This window comes from Sulfitobacter sp. S190, assembly GCF_025141935.1.
Classification (GTDB): Bacteria; Pseudomonadota; Alphaproteobacteria; order Rhodobacterales; family Rhodobacteraceae; genus Sulfitobacter.
On sequence record NZ_CP081120.1, the window covers coordinates 2,900,170 to 2,922,111 of the forward strand.

22 protein-coding genes are annotated in these 21,942 nt (G+C 61.5%); 10 read left to right on the top strand and 12 right to left on the bottom strand.

Going from position 1 to position 21,942, the window contains the following annotated elements; genetic code table 11:
* The first annotated feature begins 6 nt into the window (after window positions 1-6).
* The 3 genes from K3756_RS14490 (at window position 7) to iolG (ending at window position 2,751) form a co-directional block, all read left to right on the top strand.
* Complete coding sequence (locus K3756_RS14490) at window positions 7-861, top strand: 5-deoxy-glucuronate isomerase (protein WP_259988593.1); 855 nt, start codon at window positions 7-9, stop codon at window positions 859-861.
* 64 nt (window positions 862-925) lie between these two features.
* Entirely contained in the window at window positions 926-1,771 is an 846-nt protein-coding gene (locus K3756_RS14495; RefSeq protein WP_259988595.1) for a class II fructose-bisphosphate aldolase, read from the top strand.
* The gene (gene iolG / locus K3756_RS14500; protein ID WP_259988597.1) at window positions 1,768-2,751 is read left to right on the top strand and encodes an inositol 2-dehydrogenase; all 984 of its coding nucleotides are present in this window, start codon (window positions 1,768-1,770) and stop codon (window positions 2,749-2,751) included. The genes K3756_RS14495 and iolG overlap by 4 nt, the downstream gene beginning before the upstream one ends.
* Here the strand turns inward: iolG and K3756_RS14505 are convergent.
* Genes K3756_RS14505 through K3756_RS14540 form a run of 8 tightly spaced genes read right to left on the bottom strand, consistent with a single transcriptional unit; the run spans window position 2,742 to window position 10,710 of the window.
* Window positions 2,742-3,170: a hypothetical protein gene (locus tag K3756_RS14505; protein WP_259988599.1), complete on the bottom strand. Its 429-nt coding sequence runs from the start codon at window positions 3,168-3,170 to the stop codon at window positions 2,742-2,744. The two genes, iolG and K3756_RS14505, sit on opposite strands and share 10 nt — an antisense overlap.
* 60 nt (window positions 3,171-3,230) lie before the next feature.
* Window positions 3,231-4,307, bottom strand: coding sequence for an ABC transporter ATP-binding protein (locus tag K3756_RS14510; RefSeq protein ID WP_259988601.1), 1,077 nt, complete (start codon window positions 4,305-4,307; stop codon window positions 3,231-3,233).
* Window positions 4,307-5,743 (bottom strand): carbohydrate ABC transporter permease, encoded by a 1,437-nt coding sequence (locus tag K3756_RS14515; RefSeq protein ID WP_259988603.1) that lies wholly within the window; start codon window positions 5,741-5,743, stop codon window positions 4,307-4,309. Before K3756_RS14515 ends, K3756_RS14510 begins: the two co-directional genes overlap by 1 nt.
* Complete coding sequence (locus tag K3756_RS14520) at window positions 5,740-6,804, bottom strand: carbohydrate ABC transporter permease (protein ID WP_259988606.1); 1,065 nt, start codon at window positions 6,802-6,804, stop codon at window positions 5,740-5,742. The genes K3756_RS14515 and K3756_RS14520 overlap by 4 nt, the downstream gene beginning before the upstream one ends.
* 28 nt (window positions 6,805-6,832) lie before the next feature.
* Window positions 6,833-8,098: an ABC transporter substrate-binding protein gene (locus K3756_RS14525; protein WP_259988608.1), complete on the bottom strand. Its 1,266-nt coding sequence runs from the start codon at window positions 8,096-8,098 to the stop codon at window positions 6,833-6,835.
* Between the two features lie 43 nt (window positions 8,099-8,141).
* A complete protein-coding gene (locus K3756_RS14530) occupies window positions 8,142-8,648 on the bottom strand; it encodes a flavin reductase family protein (RefSeq protein WP_259988610.1) in 507 nt (168 codons plus the stop codon).
* The gene (locus tag K3756_RS14535) at window positions 8,645-9,538 is read right to left on the bottom strand and encodes an aldo/keto reductase family oxidoreductase (RefSeq protein ID WP_259993568.1); all 894 of its coding nucleotides are present in this window, start codon (window positions 9,536-9,538) and stop codon (window positions 8,645-8,647) included. Before K3756_RS14535 ends, K3756_RS14530 begins: the two co-directional genes overlap by 4 nt.
* Before the next feature lie 14 nt (window positions 9,539-9,552).
* Window positions 9,553-10,710 carry an LLM class flavin-dependent oxidoreductase gene (locus tag K3756_RS14540; RefSeq protein ID WP_259988612.1) on the bottom strand — a complete coding sequence of 386 codons (1,158 nt, stop codon included), beginning with the start codon at window positions 10,708-10,710 and terminating at the stop codon, window positions 9,553-9,555.
* Between the two features lie 76 nt (window positions 10,711-10,786).
* On the opposite strand from K3756_RS14540, the gene K3756_RS14545 reads away from it, so the two are divergent.
* The 7 genes from K3756_RS14545 to pqqE all read left to right on the top strand — a co-directional run bounded on the left by K3756_RS14545 (window position 10,787) and on the right by pqqE (window position 15,843).
* On the top strand, window positions 10,787-11,500 hold the full coding sequence (locus K3756_RS14545) for a GntR family transcriptional regulator (protein WP_259988614.1): 714 nt from the start codon (window positions 10,787-10,789) through the stop codon (window positions 11,498-11,500).
* A gap of 11 nt (window positions 11,501-11,511) precedes the next feature.
* Window positions 11,512-12,612, top strand: coding sequence for a Gfo/Idh/MocA family protein (locus K3756_RS14550; protein WP_259988616.1), 1,101 nt, complete (start codon window positions 11,512-11,514; stop codon window positions 12,610-12,612).
* A gap of 88 nt (window positions 12,613-12,700) precedes the next feature.
* Window positions 12,701-12,808, top strand: a complete 108-nt coding sequence (gene pqqA, locus K3756_RS14555) for a pyrroloquinoline quinone precursor peptide PqqA (protein WP_259988618.1) — start codon at window positions 12,701-12,703, stop codon at window positions 12,806-12,808.
* A gap of 23 nt (window positions 12,809-12,831) precedes the next feature.
* Window positions 12,832-13,728, top strand: coding sequence for a pyrroloquinoline quinone biosynthesis protein PqqB (gene pqqB / locus K3756_RS14560; protein ID WP_259988620.1), 897 nt, complete (start codon window positions 12,832-12,834; stop codon window positions 13,726-13,728).
* Entirely contained in the window at window positions 13,728-14,483 is a 756-nt protein-coding gene (gene pqqC / locus K3756_RS14565; RefSeq protein ID WP_259988622.1) for a pyrroloquinoline-quinone synthase PqqC, read from the top strand. The genes pqqB and pqqC overlap by 1 nt, the downstream gene beginning before the upstream one ends.
* Entirely contained in the window at window positions 14,483-14,764 is a 282-nt protein-coding gene (gene pqqD / locus K3756_RS14570; RefSeq protein ID WP_259988624.1) for a pyrroloquinoline quinone biosynthesis peptide chaperone PqqD, read from the top strand. Before pqqC ends, pqqD begins: the two co-directional genes overlap by 1 nt.
* Complete coding sequence (gene pqqE, locus K3756_RS14575) at window positions 14,761-15,843, top strand: pyrroloquinoline quinone biosynthesis protein PqqE (RefSeq protein ID WP_259988626.1); 1,083 nt, start codon at window positions 14,761-14,763, stop codon at window positions 15,841-15,843. Before pqqD ends, pqqE begins: the two co-directional genes overlap by 4 nt.
* Here pqqE and K3756_RS14580 read toward each other — a convergent pair.
* The 4 genes from K3756_RS14580 to K3756_RS14595 all read right to left on the bottom strand — a co-directional run bounded on the left by K3756_RS14580 (window position 15,840) and on the right by K3756_RS14595 (window position 21,842).
* Window positions 15,840-18,035, bottom strand: coding sequence for a PAS-domain containing protein (locus tag K3756_RS14580; protein ID WP_259988628.1), 2,196 nt, complete (start codon window positions 18,033-18,035; stop codon window positions 15,840-15,842). The genes pqqE and K3756_RS14580 overlap by 4 nt on opposite strands.
* On the bottom strand, window positions 18,022-19,143 hold the full coding sequence (locus tag K3756_RS14585; protein WP_259988630.1) for an FIST N-terminal domain-containing protein: 1,122 nt from the start codon (window positions 19,141-19,143) through the stop codon (window positions 18,022-18,024). The genes K3756_RS14580 and K3756_RS14585 overlap by 14 nt, the downstream gene beginning before the upstream one ends.
* A 90-nt stretch (window positions 19,144-19,233) precedes the next feature.
* Window positions 19,234-19,935 (bottom strand): response regulator transcription factor, encoded by a 702-nt coding sequence (locus K3756_RS14590; RefSeq protein ID WP_259988632.1) that lies wholly within the window; start codon window positions 19,933-19,935, stop codon window positions 19,234-19,236.
* Window positions 19,936-20,075: 140 nt separating this feature from the next.
* A complete protein-coding gene (locus tag K3756_RS14595) occupies window positions 20,076-21,842 on the bottom strand; it encodes a PQQ-dependent methanol/ethanol family dehydrogenase (RefSeq protein ID WP_259988634.1) in 1,767 nt (588 codons plus the stop codon).
* Window positions 21,843-21,942: the final 100 nt, after the last annotated feature.

The following is a 21,942-nucleotide window of genomic DNA, read 5'->3' on the forward strand; positions in this document are numbered from 1 at the left end:
CCGAAAATGCACATCGCCCCACACGACAATAACAATAAACCGATTGTGGATGCCGACGACCCGACGGTGCCCCTCAACTACTTCAACATCGTCAAATTGAAAGCGGGCGAAGCATTCGAGTATCAGGTGCCGGGATACGAGACCTGCATTGTGCCCGCCACCGGCACCGTCGATGTGTCCGTCGAAGGCGTGACCTTCGATGCGCTGGGGAACCGTGGCTCGGACGTCTGGGACGGGGAGCCCGAGGGCGTCTATGTACCGGTCGGCGCCAAAGTGACCATGGTTGCCACCCGCGATACCGAAACGTTCATTGCAGGTGCGAAATATGACAAGGTCCTCGATCCCTTCGATGTCCGTGTCGGCGGTATCGACAAGGTCCAATATGGATCGGACGACACAAAAACCCACCGCAAAATCAAACACATCCTTGGCCAGCAGCAGCACGACAAGGTGGGCCGCCTGCTGGTGTCGGAGCTCTTCACCGTCGGTCAGGGCGGCTGGTCCGGTTTTCCCGCGCACAAGCATGACACCGACCGCACCGATGATGCCGGCAACATTATCGAAACACGCCACGATGAAACCTACAATTTCCGGTTCCGCCCGAACCACGGGTCTGGCGTCCAGATACTGCAGCGTGAAGAAGGCAAACCCGGCGACGCCTATCAATTGATGGACGGCTCGACCATCATGATCGATACAGGCTACCACCCCTGCGCCGTGATGCCGGGGTACGAGATGTACTATTTCACGATCCTGGGCGGCCTCAGCCAGCGCAGCCTGGTCCAGTTTTTCCAACCGACCCATGCCTATCAGGTCGAAACGATCCCCGGCATCAAAGACATGGTCGCAAAGTTCAAATAAGACCTCTCCTTCATCTTGCCCGAAAACTCCCCCCGGAGGGTCGGCCAGCCCCAAGGACCATCCAATGCCACTTGCCACACTCGCCGAGGTGCTCACCCCCGCACTCTCCCGCAAATACGCGGTTGCGGGGCTCGTGACGCTGGGCTGGGAAGACATGCGCGCCTATGTTGCGGCGGCCCAATCGCTTGGCTGCCCCGTCATCCTGCAGGCCGGCCCCTCGTGTCGCGCCCACACCCCGCTTGCCGTATTGGGCGCGATGTTCCGGCACCTTGCGGCAGAGGCGGATGTGCCTGTGGTGGCGCATCTTGATCACGGCTACACCTTCGAGGACTGCCAGCGCGCGCTCGACGCGGGCTTTACCTCGCTGATGTACGATGGCTCGCGCAAACCGCTCGCACAGAATATCGAGGAGACCGCCCGGATCGCTCAGATGGCCCATGCCGCGGGCATCTCCTGTGAAGGGGAAATCGGGTTTGTCGGCTACGCAGACGGCGAAGACAGTGCGGGCACCGACCCCGCGCAGGCGGCCCGTTTTGCCCGCGAGACGGGCGTTGACGCGATGGCGATCTCGGTCGGGAACGTGCATCTGCAACAGGACAAGCAAGGCGGTCTCGACATCGATCGCATCCGCGCCATCGAAGCGGTGACGCAGGTGCCGCTGGTCATCCACGGTGGATCAGGCGTGCCGGTCGCACAGCGCCATACGCTCGCGACCACCTCCAATATCTGCAAGTTCAACATCGGCACCGAATTGCGCATGGCCTTCGGCTCCGCCCTACGAGCCGCAGTCGCCGCTGATCCCGACAGGTTCGACAGGGTCGCGATCCTGCAGGACACCCACGCGCCGATGGTCGCCGCCGCCCGAACCGTTCTCGAAGCTTTCGAAGCCCCCGCAAAGGAAAACGCATGAAACTCGCCATCCTCGGATGCGGCCGTATCGGTCAGGTCCACGCCCGCTCTCTCTCGCGGCTCGACGGGGCCCGTCTCGTTGCTGTGAGCGACGCAATTCCCGCCGCCGCAGAAAAACTCGCTACCGCCACAGGCGCCAAGTTAATGTCGTCCGACGCCATCATCGCGGACGACATGATCGACGCTGTCATCATCTGCACGCCGACGGACACACACTATGATCTGATCCATGCAAGCGCGCGGGCCGGCAAAGCGATTTTCTGCGAAAAGCCGGTCGATATGTCGGCGGATCGCATCCGAAGCTGCATCGACGTCGTAGAAGAAAACAGTGTTGCCTTCCTGACCGCATTCAACCGTCGCTTTGATCCGAATTTCGCGGCCCTTCAGGCCCGCATCGCTGCCGGAGACATCGGCAGCGTCGAAATTGTCACGATCCTGTCGCGCGACCCCTCCCCGCCGCCGGTGTCCTACATCCAAAGCTCGGGTGGCATCTTTCGCGACATGATGATCCATGACTTCGACATGGCGCGTTTCCTGTTGGGCGAAGAACCCGTGCAGGTTTTTGCCGTGGGGGCCGCGCTGGTGGATCCGGCGATCGGTGCAGCAGGCGATGTGGACACGGCCGCGGTAACGCTCACAACCGCCAGCGGCCGCATCTGCCAGATTTCGAATTCGCGGCGCGCCAGCTACGGCTACGACCAGCGCGTGGAAGTCCACGGCGAAAAAGGCATGCTACGCGCGGAGAATGTGCTGGAAAATCACGTGGAACTTGCAACTGCGCATGGCTTTGCCCGTGCGCCCACACTCAATTTCTTTCTGGAACGGTACGAAGCCGCCTATCTGCGCGAAATGGCCCATTTCGTGCAGGCCGTTCACGACGGCAAAGCACCCAGCCCGGGGATCGCGGACGGTCTGCGCGCACAGGTTCTGGCGGATGCAGCGGCAAAATCCTTGTCGACAGGACAACCGGTTCAGGTCTGAAGGGTCATGCGCGCCACATCCGCAATCAGGGCACCGAGGTTGCGGCGGGCGCACGGTGCGATCCGGCGGTAGACAAGGAATGTCAGGCTGTCCCGATCCCCGCGCGTGGCACAGCGCAACGCCTGGGCCAGCCAGGCCTCGTCGAAAGAGAGCTCGGGCGTTCCCGGCCTGAAAAAGACGGGCGCATGTCCCAGACCCTGACCTAGACACCGGATCAATACTTCGGAACCGGCATCGCGTGCTTTCGTTCGATCGCTTGCCAGAACCGCACAGGCTTCAAACAGATCGGTGCGAGGCGCTGAGCGGACCCGCGCCGCGATTGCGCGCAGATGGTCGATAGCAGCCGCCTGCGGCAGGTCCGGCACGGTCGGGGTAATCTCGATCCTTTTCGGTATTTCGATAACGCGGGCCAGTGCCATGGCGCATTCCTTATCCGACACTTTCAATCAGGTAATAGATGCGCCTCATGCGTCCAGAATTCAAGCGATACCTGATTTGAGCGAGACGCCTGTTTCCAGATCGAACAGGTGCAGCATCGGTGCACGCGGGGTCAGACGGATTGTCGTCCCTGCCGCGACATCAACCTGTCCCAGCTGGTGCAGGGTAAAGCGCGCGTGATCCGACAAGCTGCCGTAGACATAGCTTTCCGCCCCCAACTGCTCGACGGTATTTACCTTCATCTCGATCGGGCCGTCCTCGGTTATGTCCATGTGGCTGGCGCGTACGCCCAGTTCGACCCGCTGTCCGGGCTTGGTGTCAAAGCCACCTTCGGGCAACGCCACGACCGCACCGCTGTCGAGCGTGACCGCACGACCCTCCACGATCCCCTTCGCAAAATTCATTGCAGGAGAGCCGATGAAGCCCGCCACAAACCGGTTGCGCGGCGCGTTGAACAGATCGAGGGGCCGGCCGAATTGTTCAACAACCCCCTTGCGCAAGACCGCGATCTTGTCGGCCATCGTCATCGCTTCGACCTGATCATGCGTGACATAGATCATGGTGTTTCCGAGGCGGGCATGCAGATCGGTGATTTCTGCGCGCATCGCCACGCGCAATTCGGCGTCAAGGTTCGACAGCGGTTCGTCGAACAGGAAAATCTTGGGCTCCCGCACCACGGCGCGGCCAATCGCGATGCGCTGCCTTTGCCCTCCGGACAAGGCGGCGGGGCGACGGTCCATCAGCTCTTCGATCTGCAACATCCGCGCGGCCTCATTGACGCGGCGGCTGATCTCGGCACGGTCCATCGACAGGTTTTCCAGGCCAAATGACAGGTTCTGGCGCACGGACATATGCGGATAAAGGGCATAGGACTGGAACACCATTGCCAGCCCCCGCTGTGCGGCAGGCACGCCATTGACCACATCGCCATCAATGCTGACCGTGCCGCCCGTGACGCTTTCCAAACCCGCGATCATCCGCAACAGGGTGGATTTGCCACAGCCGGACGGCCCCACGAAAACACAGAACTCGCCCGATGCGATGGCCATGTCGATCCCGTGGATCACATCCACATCGCCGTAGGATTTTCGCAGCGCGTGCAGTTTCAGATCGGCCATCATTTGCCCCCTGTGTTGGCGATGCCGGTGGTGATGTATTTCTGGAGAAACACGAAAACCAGCGTGGTCGGAATGAGGCTGACGACAGTCATGGCCAGCCGATAATGTTCCTGGCTCAGATGTTCGCCACGGAATTCCAGCAGGCACAACTGGATGGTATAGGCCTCTTTGGTGGTGGCGATGGCAACCATCGGCAGGATCAGATCGTTCCACCGCCAGATGACAGACAGGATGCCCAGCGCCGCAAGCGCAGGCAGCGCAAGCGGCAGGATGATCCGCCAGTAGATTTTCCACTCAGAAGCCGCATCCATTCGGGCCGCTTCGATCAATTCATCCGGAATCGTCAGCATGTACTGCCGCAGCAGGAAAACGCCCGCAGGTGTTGCAGCGCCCGGAATGATCACCCCCCAGATGGAGCCTGACAGACCTGTCGCATTGATCGCCTTGAACACACCGACCAGCGTGATGGTGGGCGGCACCATCAGCGTGGCAAGGATCGCGATGAAGAAAAATGCCTGCCCCCTGAAGACGTATTTCGACAAGGCAAATGCTGCCATTGAGTTTATGAGCAAAGTGAGAAGTGTCGCGATCACAGTGACCAGAACCGAGTTTGTGAAACACGACGCGAAATCGACGTTTACGCCGAACGCACGGCCCGTGAGCGGTTCGAAGTAGTTGCCCCAGGATGCATCCACCACCCGCTCTGCGCTGGCCCCCTCGGTGGGCACGCGCACGACTTCATCGCTTGAATTGTCGACACGGCGGGCCGGAAAAATCTCGCGGTTGGGATCAAAGGACGGGGCGGCCCATTCGGTCATCTCTCCGGTCTCGGGATCGGGCGCGGTGACAAGGATTTGGGTCACCAGCCGGTTCGGCTCGAATGGATCGATGCCCAGAAACTCGGACAGGAGCCGGCGGTCTTCGGGGTCAAGCGGGGCCAACACCCCTGCCACATCCCGCTCGGCGCGGGCTGCCGCGTTCATCGACGGATACCGCAGCAACCAGTCGGGCAGGTTTTCACGGGCAATCACATCCCGCACCAGTGCAGGCACCTGTCCCAGATGTGAGCGCATCGCGTAAAATCCGCGCCCCGTCAGCGTTGCGAGGTATCCTTCGACGTCTTGCGCGGCGCGTTCTTCGGCACTCAGATCATCCCAGTTGAGCACCCAGTCGGGCTGATCGGGCATGATGAAAATCTCGCGCCCGTCGGGCCCGTAGACCGTGGCACGCGCCACGCGCACGAAGTCCGATGGCAGCAATGCCAGATCCTGCTTTTCAAGCTGGAACGACGACTTGACCGAATTCAGCGCAATCCAGCTTACCGGCAGGAAGATGATGAGAAATCCGAAAATCAGATAGGCGTAAGTCACCCAGTCGACCCAGCTGAGCCGCCCGCGCCCGTGGGTACGCGTCAGGAAATCGCGCACGGCGGTCATTGCTTGCCCTCTCGCGACGATAGCCACACCTGCAACAGTGACAGGATCACTAGAACGACCGCGACGATCAGCGACGCCATCGCCGCCACGCCCAGCCCGTTGGCCGTCGGCTGCCCACGCAGCCCCGAGGTTTCAAAGATATAGCCAACCAGCGATATCCACCGCACGTTCATGGCGTAGAGCTCCTCGAAGGCCTGAAACGCTTTGACAAGGCTGAGGACGGTCACAACCAGCAGCGTCGGCATCAGCAAGGGGATGGTGATGCGGCGCAGCATGCGGAATTCGGAGGTGCCGTCCATGCGCGCAGCCTCGTACAGGTCTTTGGGGATCGCCTGCAGCCCCGCGAGCAGGATCAGCATGTAGAACCCCAGATGCGCCCATGTATAGACGAAGACCGACCAGAACATGGTCCAGCTGGGATCTGTCAGCCACTGGATCGGCTCATCGATCCAGCCCCAGTTCATCAGGGTCAGGCTCAGCACGCCCTGACGCTTCAGGATCAGCGTCCAGAGGAAGCCGACAACGACGGGCGACAACATCACGGGATAGAAAAAGATGGACCGCCAGAACCCGCGCCCGACAATGTCCCGGTTGAGCGCCAAAGCGGTGCACAGCGCGAAAAAGATCATGATCGGCACCTGAAAGATGACGAACACGAACGTGTCGGCCACGGCGGCCAGAAACTTGTCGTCCTCGCGGTTTTCGAGGCCGGTATCGATCGACGTCTCCGCCAGCAATCGGTCCAGATTGTCGGCCCCGGCCCATTCGCGCGATTCAAAGTTGATCGACTGCCCTTCGGTCACCGAAAAGCCGATGTTGATGAAGAAGGGTGCAAAGGTGAACAGGCCAAAGACGAGCATGTTCGGGATGAGAAAGAGATAGGGCAGTCCGGTGGCCCCTGCCACCCGCTGTACCATCTCGATAGGCCAGCCAAGTGCCGACATCAGCTGCCCACCGATACCCCCCGTGGGGCGTACAAGAACCCAGCCGATCGCAAGATAAATCAGGACGGCGTAGGGCCAGCCGGAGGTGCCGAAGGCATTGTAAAGTGCATCAAGCATACGCGCCTCCGGCTGGCCCAGATTTTGGTTATTCGGCGATCTGTGCCGCGACGTCCGCGTCGATGGCCGTCAGCGCGTCATCCAGCGAAATCTCACCGGTGATGGCTTGGGTCATGTAGTCGGGGACGACGCCATAGATGACGAAGTTCTTGGCATAGCCCTGGAAGGTGAATGCCTGTGGCGTGGTTTCCGCGGCCTTGGACGCGTTGCCCGCAAAGACCTGCAGTGCCTGCGCGACGGCAGGAGACGCATCACCGTAATCTACACCGCTGGCTTGCAGGCCCTGGTGCGCAGGGATGTTGCGCGTCTGGGACGCAAAGGCCGCTGCCTGCTCGTCTGCCGCAAGGTAGTCGATGAACTGTGCCGCCGCTTCTGGCACATCGGTGCTTTCGAAGGCGACGATTGCCGCACCGCCGGGCATTGCGCCGCAGCCGCCGGGACCGCACGGAACGGGAACCGCTTTCCAGTCGAAATCGGTGATGTCCTTGGCGTAGCTGTTGATCATCCAGCTGCCCGACATGTGCATCGCCACGTCACCCGACAGGAACAGCGGTGCCGCGTTGCGGTAGCTGGTGCCGGACCCCGCAGGCCAGCCTTCGGCGGGCATCAGGCCGGATTCGTGCCATTTGACGAAGGTCTCGGCGAAATTGCGGAAACCTTCGTCCACGAGGATCGGATCGCCGTTATCGTCAAAGAATTTGGCGCCATAGGCAAATGCCGGACCCGCCATGCGGTGTGCCGTGCGGTCCATCGCCAGCCCCGCAGTGAGGCCCAACGCCTCTTTGACCTCCATCAGGGCCGCGGCCCATTCATCCCATGTGGCGCCGTCACCGGGCATGTCGACGCCCGCATCTTCGAACATCGATACGTTCACGTAGGGGCCGGTCACGGTCAGCTGTGTCATCCAGCCATAAACGCCATCGTCTTCGCCGCCGGGTTTGCGGAACCACGGCAGGGTCGCGCCATAGTTTTCTTCCCAAGCGGCGGTGTCGACGTAGTCGGACAGGTCCAGATAGTACTGGTTCAGGCCACCGAGGTTCGTGACACGCGCCACGTCAGGGGCGGAGCCGGTCTGCAACTGGTTTTCCAGCTGGTCGCGTACAACATCATAGCCGACGACATCCATCTTGACCGTGTGGCCCGTGGCGTCGGTGAAACCGTCGAGCATGCCCGCGATCACGTCACATTCGTTGCTGTCCTGATAGCACAGGAAATTCACCTCGTCCGCGTGCGCTGCAACCGCGCCACCCAGAATGGTCGCGGACAGGGCCGCTGCTTTTACCGTGTATTTCATGGTTTCCTCCCTTGGAAATACGTCTGTGTTGGTCGTGTCCGCCTTATTGATCGTCGGCGGTTGAAAGCGTGCCGAAGGCGCCGTTGAAAAACACCATCGGACTGGCATCACGCGTGGTCAGATTAACCACGCGGGAAATGAAAATGATATGATCGCCCGCTTCATACGTGGCGTAAGGTTCGCACTCGAACCGCGTCAGGCATCCCTCGACGAGCGGCGGGCCGCCGGGGTTGTCGGCCAGTGTCAGGCCCCCGAACCCAAAGGCGTCCTTGGTGAAACCCATGCAATCGTTACGCTGCGCATCAGCAAGGATGTGGATCGCGGTACGCTCGGCCGCCTCAAATGCCGCGCGGCGCTTCGAGGATTTGTCGATCGACCACAGAACAAGCGGCGGCTTCAGCGAAACGCTGGCAAAACTGTTGACCAGTATGCCCATATCGCCTTTGTCGGACTGGGTCGTCACCAGGGTCACACCGGTGGTGAATTTGCCAAGGCTGTCGCGGAAGCTGCGGGTATCAAAGGGCACAATCGGGCTCTGCATGGTCATCATGGCACCTCTTGCCCATTCGCCGCTTCGTAAAGCGCAAACCACGTCTGGCGGTCCATCCGCACTTTCAGCGCGTCGGACAGCTTGCCGATACGATCGAGATTATTCGTGCCCATGACCGGTACGATCCCGGCAGGGTGCGCCAACAGCCACGCCACCGCAACGGCATCGGCGCCAACGCCTGCCTCGGCGCCAACGTCCGCCAATGTGTCGTGCAGCCCCTTGTTGGCCGCATCAAACAGCGAGCCCCCGCCCAAGGGGGACCATGCCATCGCCGCAATGCCACGTTCCTGCAAATAGGCGAGATCGCCGTTCGTAAATGCCGCATTGGCCGTGAGTGACATTTCGATCTGGTTGGTGACCAGTTTGTTCTTCATCGCCGATTGCAACAGGGTCCAGTCGTGCAGCTTGAAGTTCGACACACCAACGCTGCGCACTTTGCCCGAAGCGATGACATCGTCCAGCGCCGCACCGGTTTCGGATTGGTCCATGAAAGGATCGGGCCGGTGAATGAGCAGCGTATCGATCGTGTCGATATTCATGAGACGCAGCGAATGATCGACAGACGCCATGATATGCGCGCGGCTGGTATCGTAGTGTTTGACGCGCGCATCTGCATAGCGGCCCATCGGTGCGACGATATCGCATTTGGTCACGATCTCGATCTGGTCGCGCAATCCGGGCGCAGCCTTCAGCGTCTGGCCCAGAATTTCCTCGGCCTCGTAGCCGCCATAGATGTCGGCCTGATCCATGGTGGTGATGCCCTGTGCCAGACAGCCTTCGATCTTGGCTTGCACATGGGCCTGCGATGTATCGCTGTCATCGCCCAGCCGCCACATGCCATAGACGATCCGGCTGAAGGACAGATCATCGGCAAGCGTCACGCGCTCCATTTTGGTGTCAGACATTAGCGGCGTTCTCCGGTTCCGAGAGGTGTTGCAGGTGTGCTGGCCGGGACGCGGCCATATGCGTGGGGCAATGAACATGTCTTGAGCTCTGGCAGCACCAGTTTGCCGACATAATCACATTCGTCCAGATGCGGATACCCCGAGAAGATAAACGACCGCATCCCCATTTTCTTGTAATTTTCAATTTCGCTCAGCACCTGATCGGCAGAGCCGACCAATGCCGCCCCACAGCCCGACCGCGCCCGCCCCACGCCGGTCCACAGGTGCGGCTCGATAAAGCCGTCCATATCCGCCAGTTCACGGTTGCGGGCCTGTTTCGACACGCCCAGCGATCCCGCGTCCAGCGCGCGGTTGCGGATCGCATCGCCCTGCCCGTCGTCCAGCTTGGACACCAGTTCCCGGGCGTATTCCCGCGCCTCGGCTTCGGTATCGCGCACGATCATGTGCACCCGCAGCCCGTAGTCCAGCGTGCGGCCGTATTCCTCGGCCTTGGCCGCCACGGTCTTCATGCGCCCGGCCAGCTCATCCTTGGTTTCGGGCCACATCAAATAGACGTCGCAATGCTCGGCGCACAGGTCGACGGCATCGGGGCTGTAGCCGCCGAAATACATCAGCGGGCCGCCGTTTTGCTGGTACGGCTTGACCGGATCGGTGGTCAGACCCTGAAAATTGTAAATATCGCCCTCGAAATTGATTTCATCGCGCGTCCAGGCCTGCCGCAAGATCTCGACCACCTCGCGCGACCGGCGGTAGCGGTAGGGTGACGGTTCCTTCTGCCCCGGAAAATCGGAGGAAATGATGTTGATCGTCAGCCGCCCCTCCAGCATGTGATCCAGCGTTGCAATGGTGCGCGCCAGCATGATGGGTTGCATTTCGCCACAGCGCACGGCCGCCAGCAGGTTGATCTTGTCCGTGATCGGCGCACAACCCGCCACGAAAGACAGCGTATCCTGCCCCACCTGATAGGACGAGGGACACAGGATGTTGCGAAACCCGTTTGCCTCCGACCGCTTCACGATCTCGGAGCAATGATCCCAGCTTGACCGCAGCGCACCATCGGGCACACCGAGATACTGGTAATCATCCGAACACAGCGCGGAAAACCACGAAACTTCAGCGGCATCCAGATCGGCAGAGGTGATGGGAACGATGCTCATGGGACTACTTTCGTGCTTGATTGGAACAGGTTAATCATGCAATTTGACCTAAATCAATAGTGGATCAATTTTTCCGATGCACCCCGCCCCGCCTGCCCGCGACAAGCTGCCGGCCTACATCCAGATCGCCGAAGTCGTCGCCCGCAACATTGCGTCCGGCCGGCTGCTGGACGGGGACAAATTGCCCACCGAAAGGGCGATGGCCGAAGAATATCAAGTGGCGGTGGGCACCCTGCGCAAAGCGCTGGATGTGCTGGTCGAACAGGGGCATGTCGAACGCAGGCAGGGGTCGGGCAACTATATCCGCCATGCCGACGGTGCGCGCTCCGTCTATGCGCTGCTGCGGCTCGAACTGCGCGGCGGGGGCGGATTGCCCACGGCTGAAATACTGGCAATCGACCACGTTCGCAAACCCGCAGGTGCGCCGCAATTCGGATCTTCTGCCATGGCGCACAGGTTCAGGCGTCTGAGGTTTCTCGATGGCAAGGCCGCCGCGCTGGAAGAGATATTCATCGACGCGGATCGCAGTGGGGCGATAGATGCGCAGGCGGTCTCCGAATCGCTCTACTACTTTTATCAACACGATCTGGGAATTCTGGTGAGCCGCGCCACAGACACCATCGGATTGGGCCATGTCCCCGACTGGACCTTGCACCGTTTTGGCCCCGACGCACAGTCACCGGTGCCCTTTGTCGAGCGCGTGGCCTACGACCAGAACACACAGCCCTTCGAATACTCCCGCACGTGGATCGACGCAGACATCGCCGCTTACGTATCCCGACTGAAATAGGAACGACCCAAATGACCACCCACTACGGCATGATCGGCTGCGGCATGATGGGCCAGGAGCACATCAAGAATATCAACCTGCTGCCCGACACCGCCGTCACCGCTATCTTCGAGCCCGACGCCGGTATGGCCGCGATTGCCCGCGACCTCGCACCGGGCGCCATTTTCGTGGACAGCCTCGATGCGTTGGTGCGTTTCACCGGGCTCGACGCGCTTGTCATCACCAGCCCCAATTTCTGTCACGCCGAACAGCTTGAGCAGATCGCAGCCGCGGTCAGCTTGCCGATCCTGTGCGAAAAGCCGCTCTATACCGACGCTGCCGATACCGCCCGGATCGCGCGTTTGCGCGATACCTACGGGGCGCCCATCTGGGTGGCGATGGAATACCGGTACATGCCGCCGATTGCGGCGCTGATCAAACAGGCGGCGCTGGAAACCGGCGGGATCAAGATGTTGACGATCCGCGAACACCGCTTCCCGTTTCTGGAAAAAGTCGGCGACTGGAACCGTTTCAACAGCAAGACAGGCGGCACGCTCGTCGAAAAGTGCTGCCATTTCTTTGACCTGATGCGCCTGATCGTGCAGTCGGATCCCGTACGGGTGATGGCCTCCGGCGGGCAGGACGTAAATCACCTCGATGAAACCTACGACGGGCACACCCCTGACATTCTCGACAACGCCTACGTGATTGTTGACTTTGCCAACGGTGCGCGGGCGATGCTCGAACTGTCGATGTTCGCCGAAGGGTCGGAGTATCAGGAAGTGGTGCACGCGGTCGGGCCGCACGGGAAGATCGAAAGCTACGTGCCGGGGCCGACGCGGTTCTGGTCGCAAGAACGCGGTCTGCCACCAACGCCACACTTGCTGATCAGCCCGCGCACGGGCGAACCGCCACGCCGCGTTGAAATTCCGGTTGATCCGCAGTTGCTGGAGGCGGGCGACCACAACGGCTCCACCTTCTATCAGCACGAGCGGTTCTTGCAGGTCGTTCGAGGCCGCGGAGAGGTAGAGGTCACGCTGGAGGACGGCGCGTGGGCCGTGGCGATCGGCATGGCCGCCCAGCAAAGTCTGAGCACCCATGAAGCGGTGAAAATCTCACCGCCGCTTCGGTAAATTCCCGCTCCCCTACCATAGTATCATAGACTCTGTCTGGCGTTTGAACGAAGGTCAGGGGGCATGAGCTATTTTCGGGAGGAACACCATGGCTTGGACGAAACCCATCATCCGCGAAATCGAATGCGGCATGGAAATCAACATGTACGGCCCTGACGGTGACCGCGAAGACGACGGCGGCGGCGTCCTGTTCTGAAAACCTGGCGCACGGAGGGTCCGATGAGTTTCCGTGCGCAAGTGCTTGGGGCGGCTGCCGGTGGTGGTCTGCCACAATGGAACTGCGGTTGCATGAATTGCAACCTTGCCCGCGCCGGTGACATCCCGGCGCAGACGCAATCGTCTGTGGCCTTTACAGGCAACGGGCGGGACTGGGCGATCCTCAACGCCTCCCCCGATATCCGCGAACAAATGGCACGCACGCCCGCGCTGCATCCCACCGGCCCACGCAGTTTGCCGCTGCATTCGGTGTTGGTGACAAACGGCGACATCGACCATGTTGCCGGATTGCTGATCTTGCGCGAACAGCAGCCCTTCACTCTTTTTGCGACGGGTGAAATCCACCAGGTTCTGGGGGATAACCCGATCTTCAACGCGCTCAACCACGATCTGGTCAAGCGCAGCGTCATCACGCTGGACACGCCGTTCACGCTTGCTCCCGACCTCACCGCGACCCTCTTTGCGGTGCCGGGAAAAGTGCCGTTGTATCTGGAGGGCAAAGAGGTCCAGACCGATCTTGAGGGCGAACAGACCGTTGGGGTCCACCTGCAAACAAACGGTAAATCCGCCTTTTACATTCCCGGTTGCGCCCTGATGAAGCCCGATCTGGCGGACCGCCTGTCAGGGGCCGACGCCGTGTTCTTCGATGGCACGCTCTGGCGAGACGACGAAATGATCACCGAAGGGCTAAGCCAGAAAACGGGGCAGCGGATGGGCCATATGTCGATGTCCGGGCCGGGCGGATCGATGGCCGCGTTCGAGACGATCGATGTCGCGCGCAAGGTTTTTGTCCATATGAACAACACCAACCCCGTTTTGCGACCATCTTCGGACGAGCGTCAGCACGCACAGGACGCGGGCTGGACCATCGCGACCGACGGACTGGAACTGGAGATCTGATGCCCCCTGCCCCCGCATCCCGCGCCGATTTCGAAGCCCGCCTGCGCCAGATTGGAGCCGAACGCTATCACGACAAACACCCTTTCCACCACTTGCTGCACTCGGGTGGCTGCACGCCCGCGCAGGTGCAGGCATGGGTCATAAACCGCTTCTATTATCAGGCCAGCATTCCGATGAAAGACGCGGCCTTCATGAGCCGCGTGGACGATCCCGCGCTGCGCCGCGCGTGGCGGTCGCGCATCGAGGACCACGACGGCACCGATACCAACGAAGGTGGCATCGCCCGATGGCTGAGACTGGCGGATGCCGTGGGTCTGGACCGCGATTACGTCGCCAGCAAAGCGGGCCTGTTGCCCGCGACACGGTTTGCCGTCGATGCCTATGTCCGCTTTGTGCGCGACAAGTCCCTGTTGGAAGCGGTCGCGGCCTCCCTGACTGAGCTTTTTGCCCCCAAGATACACGCCGCGCGGATAGAGGGGCTGCTGGCCAACTACGACTTCGCCGACGACAGCAGCCTGAGTTATTTCCAGAACCGCCTGAAAGAAGCGCCAAAGGATGTGGCGTTCGGTCTGAAATGGGTGCTGGACCACGCCGATACGGCCGAAAAACAGGAAGCAGCCGCGCAGGCGCTTATCTTCAAAACCGACGTTCTCTGGGCCCAGCTGGACGCCTTGCACGCCGCTTACGTCACGCCCGCGGCCATTCCACCCGGCGCGTGGCAGCCGGGCACGCATCTCATCCGGGACGTGGCGTGATGGCGATCGACGCCGAAGCGGTGCCGGTCATCCCGCGGGGCGTGCGGCTACACCACGACACGGTGCGCGGCATCTGGGTCCTGCTGGCCCCCGAACGGACCATCACGCTCGACCCGATCGGCCACGCGATCCTGACGCAAATCGACGGCACCAGCAGCCTGCGCAAGATCGTGTCGCAACTGGCCGCGCAATACGACGCAACGCCGGAGCAGATATCCGGTGACGTCGGTGATTTCGTTCGCGGGCTGGCCGACCGGCGCATTCTGGATCTGACGTTATGATGCCAAAACCTCCCATCGCCATGCTGGCCGAGCTGACCTACCGCTGCCCGCTCAGCTGTCCCTATTGCTCCAATCCCGTCGAAATGGCGCGCAAGGACAGTGAGATGTCCACGGATACATGGGCACGGGTATTCGACGAAGCCGCCAAGCTGGGCGTGCTGCAACTGCACCTGTCGGGCGGCGAGCCTGCATCGCGCCGCGATCTGGTCGATCTGGTCCGCGCCGCGCGCGGTGCGGGGCTTTACACCAATCTCATCACTTCGGCGATCGGGCTGACCGAACGGCGCCTGTCCGAACTCGACGCCGCCGGGCTCGATCACGTGCAGCTGTCGTTGCAGGGCACCAACGCGCAGATGGCCGATATGATCGGCGGATACCGCGGCGGATTTGATCGCAAGATGCAGGCCGCGCAATGGATCGTCGATGCGGGCTTTCCGCTGACACTCAATGCCGTGTTGCACCGCAAGAACCTCCACCAGCTTCCCGATGCAATCGATATGGCTGTGCAGCTCAAGGCGCGGCGCATGGAGGTCGCGGTCGTGCAGTTTCACGGGTGGGCCATGCTGAACCGCGCGGCCCTGATGCCGACCCGCGCACAGGCCGAGGAGGCAAGCCGCATTGTCGACGATGCCCGCAAGCGCCTCAAGGGGGTGATGGTCATCGACTATGTTCCGGCCGATTATCACAGCGATTACCCCAAACGCTGCATGGGGGGCTGGGGGACCACAGGGCTCAATATCACGCCGGACGGTATGGTTCTGCCCTGTCACGCGGCCCAGACCATACCGCATCTGAGCTTTGACAATGTCGCGGACAGGCCGCTTGCCGATATCTGGCAGAACGGTGCGGCCTTCAACGCGTACCGCGGCGATGACTGGATGCAGGAACCGTGCCGCTCGTGTGAGCGCAAGACACTGGATTTCGGTGGCTGTCGCTGTCAGGCGATGGCAATCGCCGGAGATGCGGCCGCGACCGATCCGGTTTGCATCAAATCCCCCCTGCACGGCAAAATGCAGGCGATGGCCGATGGATTTGCCGAAGACGCAGAGGCGGAACTGACCTACCGCGTCAGCCCCTAGCGGTCGACCGAGTTCAGGAAGTCCAACAGCTCCTTGCGGTCGATGGGTTTGGTCATCTGCCCCAGTCCCAGTTGCGCGCAGGTTTGCCGCAGCGCATTGCCACGGTCCGCAGATACAAGCCGCGCCGGCACATCTCCGTAGCGATCGCAAATCTGGGTATAGAGCTCGGCGCCGTTCATACCGCTGCCCAGCTGATAATCCAGCAGCAGCGCGTCGGGCCGTAGATCAATATCCCCCAGTAGCTCCAGCGCATCATCGGCCGATTGCGCATAGATCACGTCAGCGCCCCAGCGCTCCATCATCATCGACATCGCCCGCGCCAGTTGCGCATCGTTCTCCACCAGCAGCACAATCAGACCCGGCACCACCAAGGTTTCGCTGCCCGATCTGCGGGGGCGGGCGTAATCGGTCGGCGCGGCATCGCGCACGATCGGCAATTCGACCGCAAAGCAACTGCCCCGTCCCTGCTCCGAGCACAGCGACAGCGGGTGATCAAGGCTCTTGCAGGCCCGCTCCACAATGGCGAGACCCAGACCCAGCCCAAGCTGCGCATCGGCCTGATCGAGCCTTTTGAATTCCTGAAAGATGCTGCTTTGATCCTCTTTGGCAATGCCGCGGCCGGTGTCCCATATTTCGAGACGGGCCACTCCGCCGCGACGGCGCACGCCCACGCGGATCTTGCCATCATCGGTATAGCGAACGGCGTTGCTGATCAGGTTCTGGGCCACCCGCCGCAGGTATCCCGCATCGCTGCGCACCGTCAGGCCGCAATCGACGATCTGCAAATCCAGCCCCTTGGCCTTGGCCACGGGCGTCAATTCATCGCGCAACGGGTCAAGAATGGCGCGCAGGCTGACCGACTGGATGTCGAAGCTCGGCTTTGCCGCGTCCAGCTTGGAGATATCCAGCAATGCCTCGATGATCTGCTCGACGCTGGCCAGCGCGGTTTCGGCCTTGTCCAGAACGCCCAGATGCTCGGTCTGGTGCAGCTGGTCGGACAGCGACGACACAAAGAGTTTGGCCGCCGACAGCGGTTGCAGCAGATCGTGGCTCGCTGCCGCAAAGAACCGCGATTTCGATGCGTTGGCGCGCTCCGCCTCGCTCAGCGCATCGCCCAATTCGCGGGTGCGGTCATCGACGCGTGCTTCCAGCATGACATTCACATCGCTGAGCGCCTTGGCGGCCATCCGCTCGGCGGTGACATCGGTAAAGCTGATGACAAAGCCGCGGTCGGGCATTTCCTGACCAAAGATGCTGAGCGTTTGCTGGCCTGCGCGGGTCACTTCGAATGCGATGGGCGGGCGGCCTTCGACATAGTTCGCCCATCCGATCAACCGCTCCGCATCGAAACTTTCGGAAAACGTCAGCTGATCGCGCAGCCGTTCGAGCAACACGCCAAACCCGCGCCCCACCGCCATTGCCTGCGGGGGCAGGTCCAGCAACCGGTCGATCCGCCTGTTCCAGCCGACGAGGTTGAGATCGGCGTCAAAGATACAGACCCCCTGGTTCAGATGGTCCAGCGTCGCCTGCAAGATACGCGACTGCTGATCGCGCATACGGTCGCGTTCCTGCCGCTCCAGCCGGATGATCGCCGTCACATCCGTTTGCAGGATGACCGTTCCACCCCGCGCGGTGCGGTGTTCGCTGACCTGTAGCCACCGGTCATGGCTGAGGGCCACGTTGAATACCACGTGATCGTCGCGGTGCCGGTCCGTGCGGCGACGTGCCCATTCGGCCCGCTGCGTGCCTTCGGGCAGAGACAGAAAACGGCTGTTGGAAATCAGGTCAACGTAGTCGCCAAACGACAGCCCCGCGCGCAGGGTCGTGGCAACATCGCGCAAATCGCGGCAAAAGCGGCTGTTGAAAAGCACCAGCTGATCGTCGGGATCAAACAGCGCAAAGCCTTCGTTGATGGTCTCGATCGCCTCGGTCAGGTTTTCGCGGGCGGTTTCGGTTTCGCGGTTGGCGCGTTCGAGCTGGGCGTTGGATTCCTGCAACAGATCAAGCGTCCGCTCCAGATCGATGGTGCGTTCCTGCACCTGCACCTCGAGCAGTGCCGCGCGTTCGAATTGGGCATAGGCAATGCCGGACTGTTCGGTCTTTTGCTCCACCTTGCGCATCAACGCGCGGCTGATGGCGAGCAGCTTTTCGTTTTGCCGCTCCAGCGTGTCGTTTGGATTAATCAGCGACATCGCGGTCCGTGGTGCACGCGGGATAGATCGCAACACCGGTCATCGTGTGGTTGACGTGCAGCGGGCCGATCTGTTCGCCGTAGGTCGAAAACCCCACAACCTTGTGCTTGCGTAGCACCTTGCTCAGCTGTCGCGTCTGCTGTGTCTGCTCTGCCTCTAGCCGTCGCAGCAGGCAATCGCACCCCATGATGTCGCTGGGCGCACCGTCCTGGGCCAGTTCGGCAAGGCTCGTCTCGAGGTGGTTGGCCATGTGCTGCGGTTCGGCAAGCGTCAGAACCATGCCTTCGTCGATGGCGGAAAAGAACACCAGTTCGCCCACTTCGTTGATCCGCTGGATGGCGCGCACGTGGTGGGTGGACCCGATGCGCACAACGACTGGATGCGAGGCAAAGGTAAACTGGTCCAGCTGTTCGGGGTCCTTGCCCACCAGACGGGCGTATTCGCGGGCGGCCGGTTCGGCGTTGATTTCCTTGACCACGCGGCGGTCGGGGTCCGCTTCGGTCACGACCATCTGGGTGTCGGTCGGCACGAGGTGGTCAATGCTGAACACACGCGTCTGGTGATCCGTCAACACCACGCTGAGCACCGCTGCATTTTCGCACACCCGCCCGTTCAGCGCGACCAGCGTGCGGGCAAATTCAGTGCCATCTCCGGCGGATCCGCCAAACAGGGGAATGTTGCGCAACGCCGGCGCAATGGCCGCGGTCAGCGTATCCTCGCGCAGGGACAGCCCGTCGATGACCAGAAAGCCGAATGCCTGCCGCTTGGTACTGTTGGCGTCCCGCAACACCGCCGTGTCGACGGCGATGCGGTCCAGAACGCTCTGTGTGTTTCCGTCGTCAAGCTCTTCGATCAGAATGGAGGTGGACGCAAAATGTGCCGCCGGAAACCCGGTGGCGATGATCACGCCGTCCTCGTACCCCCCGGCCCCGATTTCACCGGCGGTGGTGCAGGCCACGACATCGATTGCTCCGAAGACTTCGGATGCACGGGCAACAAGTGCTGCAAAATCGGCACGCGCCGGAATGAACAATGCGACCAGCGCCAAAGGCTCGGTCGCGATCTGAGTGTGTAAATCCGCAATGGCATCGTCCGCATCCCAAGCCACTTGGCCCCGACACAACGCCTGCCCTGCTGCTGAAGCTGGCTGACCTTCAAACATGCTGGCTGAGTTCTCCCTGAAGGAAGGATAGGCCCGCTAGTCGTCGTTTGGCAAGGATTCTGAAAACCGCGCTTCATGCGCGACCAAAACGGCCTGCGTGCGGCTTTGGACACCGAGTTTGCGCATGATGGCCGTGACATGCGCCTTGACGGTGGTTTCGGCAATCGAAAGGTCAAAGGCAATCTGCTTGTTCAGCTTGCCCTCACAGATCAGATTGAGGATGCGCGCCTGCTGGTTGGTCAACGAGGACAGGCGTGACAGCCTGTCGTCGTGCGCCGCTTCGGCTGCGCCTGCGACATAGCCGTCCGGCGTAAAGACCCGGCCCGCGCCGATATCGTCGAGCGCCTCTTTGAACACGGATCGGCGGCTGTGCTTGGGCACGAAACCCGATGCCCCGATGCTGATCGCGCCGCTGATGATGGCGTTGTCCGTCATGGACGACACAACAATTACCTTGGTGCTTTCTGCCGCCCGTTTCAGGCGCATCAGACCGTCCAGCCCGCTGACGTCCGGCAGATTGAGATCGAGAAGGACAAGATCGGGGTCCGGCAATCCCTGCAATGTCTCGAGTGCGGCTTCGAGACAGTTGGCTGTGCGAACCACCGCATAATCCGCCACTGACCGCAGCGTCAGCTCCAGCGCGTCGCAGAACAGGGGGTGATCGTCGACGATCAATGCCCACGGTGCGCCCGCGTCGGTCTGCGGGTTTTCGGCGGGAGGGAATTCATGCGGTGTCATGGGATCAGCTTAGGATGGGAGCCAAAAGATGTCTGTTGCCAAATAGTCTTAGCCGCACGGCAGGGGCGCCGATAGCGCAAAAGCAAAACGCGCCCCGGCCAGACCGGAGCGCGCTGTGATGATCCAGAGAGATCGCGAGATCAGTTGGCGGAGGCTAGCTGTTCGGGCAGACGGAATGTCCACAGCATACCACCCTGGTTGAGGTAGTTGACCTTCTTGGCCACTTCGCCGCCCCACAGCGGCACCGCGCCGCCCCAGCCGGAGATCACGGTGACATATTGCTCACCGTCCTGTTCCCAGGTGATCGGCTGGCCCACGATGCCGGAGCCGGTCTGGAAGGACCAGAGCTCTTCGCCGGTTTCGTCGTCAAAGGCGATGAACTTGCCCTCGGGCGTTCCGGTAAAGACCAGCCCCCCCGCGGTGCTCATCACGCCACCCCAGAGCGGCGCGTCGTTCTTGTACTCCCACTTCAGCTCGCCGGTGTCGGGGTCGATCGCCTTGAGGCTGCCGATGTGGTCTTCGTAGTTGGGTTTGATCGTGAAACCCGAACCAAGATAGGCCGCGCCCTTTTTGTAGGTGATCGGCTCGTTCCAGATGTCCATGCCCCATTCGTTGGAAGGCACGTAGAACAGACCGGTCTTGGGACTGTGCGCCATGGGCATCCAGTTCTTGCCTCCCAAGAAGCCGGGCGACGAAAAGACGACGGAGCCTTTCTTGCCATCAGCGGCTTCGGCAGGATCGCCGGGCCGGTTTTCCTCGATAAAGATCGGGCGCCCCGTGTCGTCGATGCCGCTGGCCCATGTGATGTCCTTGACGAACGGCACGGCCGAGACGAACGCGCCATCTTCGCGGTTGAGCACGTAGAAGAAACCGTTCCGGTCGGCCGTGGCAAAGCGCTTGTTGCCTTCGCGGTCCGTGTAGGCGACGACTTCGTTCACGCCGTCATAGTCCCACCCTTCGCGGGGGGTCGTCTGGAAGTGCCACTTGATTTCGCCGGTTGCCGGATCGATGCCCAGACGGGACGCGGCATACAAGTTGTCGCCCGCGTTGCCGTCCGTCGGGGTGCCTGCGTTGCGCAGGTGGCTGTTCCATGGTGCGGGGTTGCCGGTGCCAAAGACCAGCGTGTCGGTATCGGCGTCATAGGATCCGCCCAGCCACGTGGCACCACCGCCCGTTTTCCACATGTCGCCGGGCCACGTCGCGTTCAGCGTACCGGTCATGGTGCTGTCTTCGCCGTTGAGTTGACCCATGTGGCCCTCGATCACCGGCCGGTTCCAGACCAGCTCACCGGTCTCCGCATCGCGCGCCTGCACGGCGCCGACAATGCCGAATTCACCACCGGAATTGCCGGTCACGACCAGCCCGTTCACGATCAGCGGCGCGGCGGTATAGCTGTAGCCGGCCTTGTAATCCGCGATCTTCTTGTTCCAGACGACGTCGCCGGTGTCCTTGTTGAGCGCCACGATCCGCGCATCAAGCGTGCCGAAATAAATGTTGTCGCCATAGATGGCGGCACCGCGATTGACCACGTCACAGCAGGGCAGGATGCCTTCGGGCAGACGCGCATCGTATTGCCAGATCTCTTCGCCGGTTTTCACGTCGATGGCATACAAGCGGCTATAGGATCCGGTGATGTACATCACGCCTTCGGACACCAGCGGCTGGGTTTCCTGACCGCGCTGTTTTTCTCCGCCAAGGCTGAAGGCCCATGCGGGTACGAGGTTCTTGACGTTGTCCTTGTTGAGCGTTTCCAGCGGCGAGTACCGCTGCAGGTGGCGGCCCATGCCGTTGGTCAGAACGTTCCCGACGGATGCGGTGTCGCCCGCCAGATCGGCTTCGGTGATTTCGGCTGTGGCAGCGCCGGTCAGCAGCAGGGATGCCGCGGCGGCCATGACTAATCTGTTCATTCTGTTCCTCCCATGGGTATCGGCCTGTCGCACCTGATCCTGGCGCGTTCGGGCCACTGCGTAAACGATGCGCCTAAAGTCGCAGCGCGGCTATTGAACA

What these genes read in the sequence shown, in the direction of transcription:
- K3756_RS14515 (WP_259988603.1), bottom strand. Translation starts at nt 5,743, where the DNA reads ATGACCGCCGTGCGCGATTTCCTGACGCGTACCCACGGGCGCGGGCGG.
- K3756_RS14505 (WP_259988599.1), bottom strand. Translation starts at nt 3,170, where the DNA reads ATGGCACTGGCCCGCGTTATCGAAATACCGAAAAGGATCGAGATTACC.
- K3756_RS14530 (WP_259988610.1), bottom strand. Translation starts at nt 8,648, where the DNA reads ATGATGACCATGCAGAGCCCGATTGTGCCCTTTGATACCCGCAGCTTC.
- K3756_RS14510 (WP_259988601.1), bottom strand. Translation starts at nt 4,307, where the DNA reads ATGGCCGATCTGAAACTGCACGCGCTGCGAAAATCCTACGGCGATGTG.
- K3756_RS14540 (WP_259988612.1), bottom strand. Translation starts at nt 10,710, where the DNA reads ATGAGCATCGTTCCCATCACCTCTGCCGATCTGGATGCCGCTGAAGTT.
- K3756_RS14545 (WP_259988614.1), top strand. Translation starts at nt 10,787, where the DNA reads ATGCACCCCGCCCCGCCTGCCCGCGACAAGCTGCCGGCCTACATCCAG.
- K3756_RS14535 (WP_259993568.1), bottom strand. Translation starts at nt 9,538, where the DNA reads ATGGAGCGCGTGACGCTTGCCGATGATCTGTCCTTCAGCCGGATCGTC.
- pqqC (WP_259988622.1), top strand. Translation starts at nt 13,728, where the DNA reads ATGCCCCCTGCCCCCGCATCCCGCGCCGATTTCGAAGCCCGCCTGCGC.
- K3756_RS14590 (WP_259988632.1), bottom strand. Translation starts at nt 19,935, where the DNA reads ATGACACCGCATGAATTCCCTCCCGCCGAAAACCCGCAGACCGACGCG.
- K3756_RS14495 (WP_259988595.1), top strand. Translation starts at nt 926, where the DNA reads ATGCCACTTGCCACACTCGCCGAGGTGCTCACCCCCGCACTCTCCCGC.
- K3756_RS14595 (WP_259988634.1), bottom strand. Translation starts at nt 21,842, where the DNA reads ATGAACAGATTAGTCATGGCCGCCGCGGCATCCCTGCTGCTGACCGGC.
- K3756_RS14525 (WP_259988608.1), bottom strand. Translation starts at nt 8,098, where the DNA reads ATGAAATACACGGTAAAAGCAGCGGCCCTGTCCGCGACCATTCTGGGT.
- K3756_RS14580 (WP_259988628.1), bottom strand. Translation starts at nt 18,035, where the DNA reads ATGTCGCTGATTAATCCAAACGACACGCTGGAGCGGCAAAACGAAAAG.
- pqqE (WP_259988626.1), top strand. Translation starts at nt 14,761, where the DNA reads ATGATGCCAAAACCTCCCATCGCCATGCTGGCCGAGCTGACCTACCGC.
- pqqA (WP_259988618.1), top strand. Translation starts at nt 12,701, where the DNA reads ATGGCTTGGACGAAACCCATCATCCGCGAAATCGAATGCGGCATGGAA.
- K3756_RS14520 (WP_259988606.1), bottom strand. Translation starts at nt 6,804, where the DNA reads ATGCTTGATGCACTTTACAATGCCTTCGGCACCTCCGGCTGGCCCTAC.
- iolG (WP_259988597.1), top strand. Translation starts at nt 1,768, where the DNA reads ATGAAACTCGCCATCCTCGGATGCGGCCGTATCGGTCAGGTCCACGCC.
- pqqD (WP_259988624.1), top strand. Translation starts at nt 14,483, where the DNA reads ATGGCGATCGACGCCGAAGCGGTGCCGGTCATCCCGCGGGGCGTGCGG.
- K3756_RS14490 (WP_259988593.1), top strand. Translation starts at nt 7, where the DNA reads ATGCACATCGCCCCACACGACAATAACAATAAACCGATTGTGGATGCC.
- pqqB (WP_259988620.1), top strand. Translation starts at nt 12,832, where the DNA reads ATGAGTTTCCGTGCGCAAGTGCTTGGGGCGGCTGCCGGTGGTGGTCTG.
- K3756_RS14550 (WP_259988616.1), top strand. Translation starts at nt 11,512, where the DNA reads ATGACCACCCACTACGGCATGATCGGCTGCGGCATGATGGGCCAGGAG.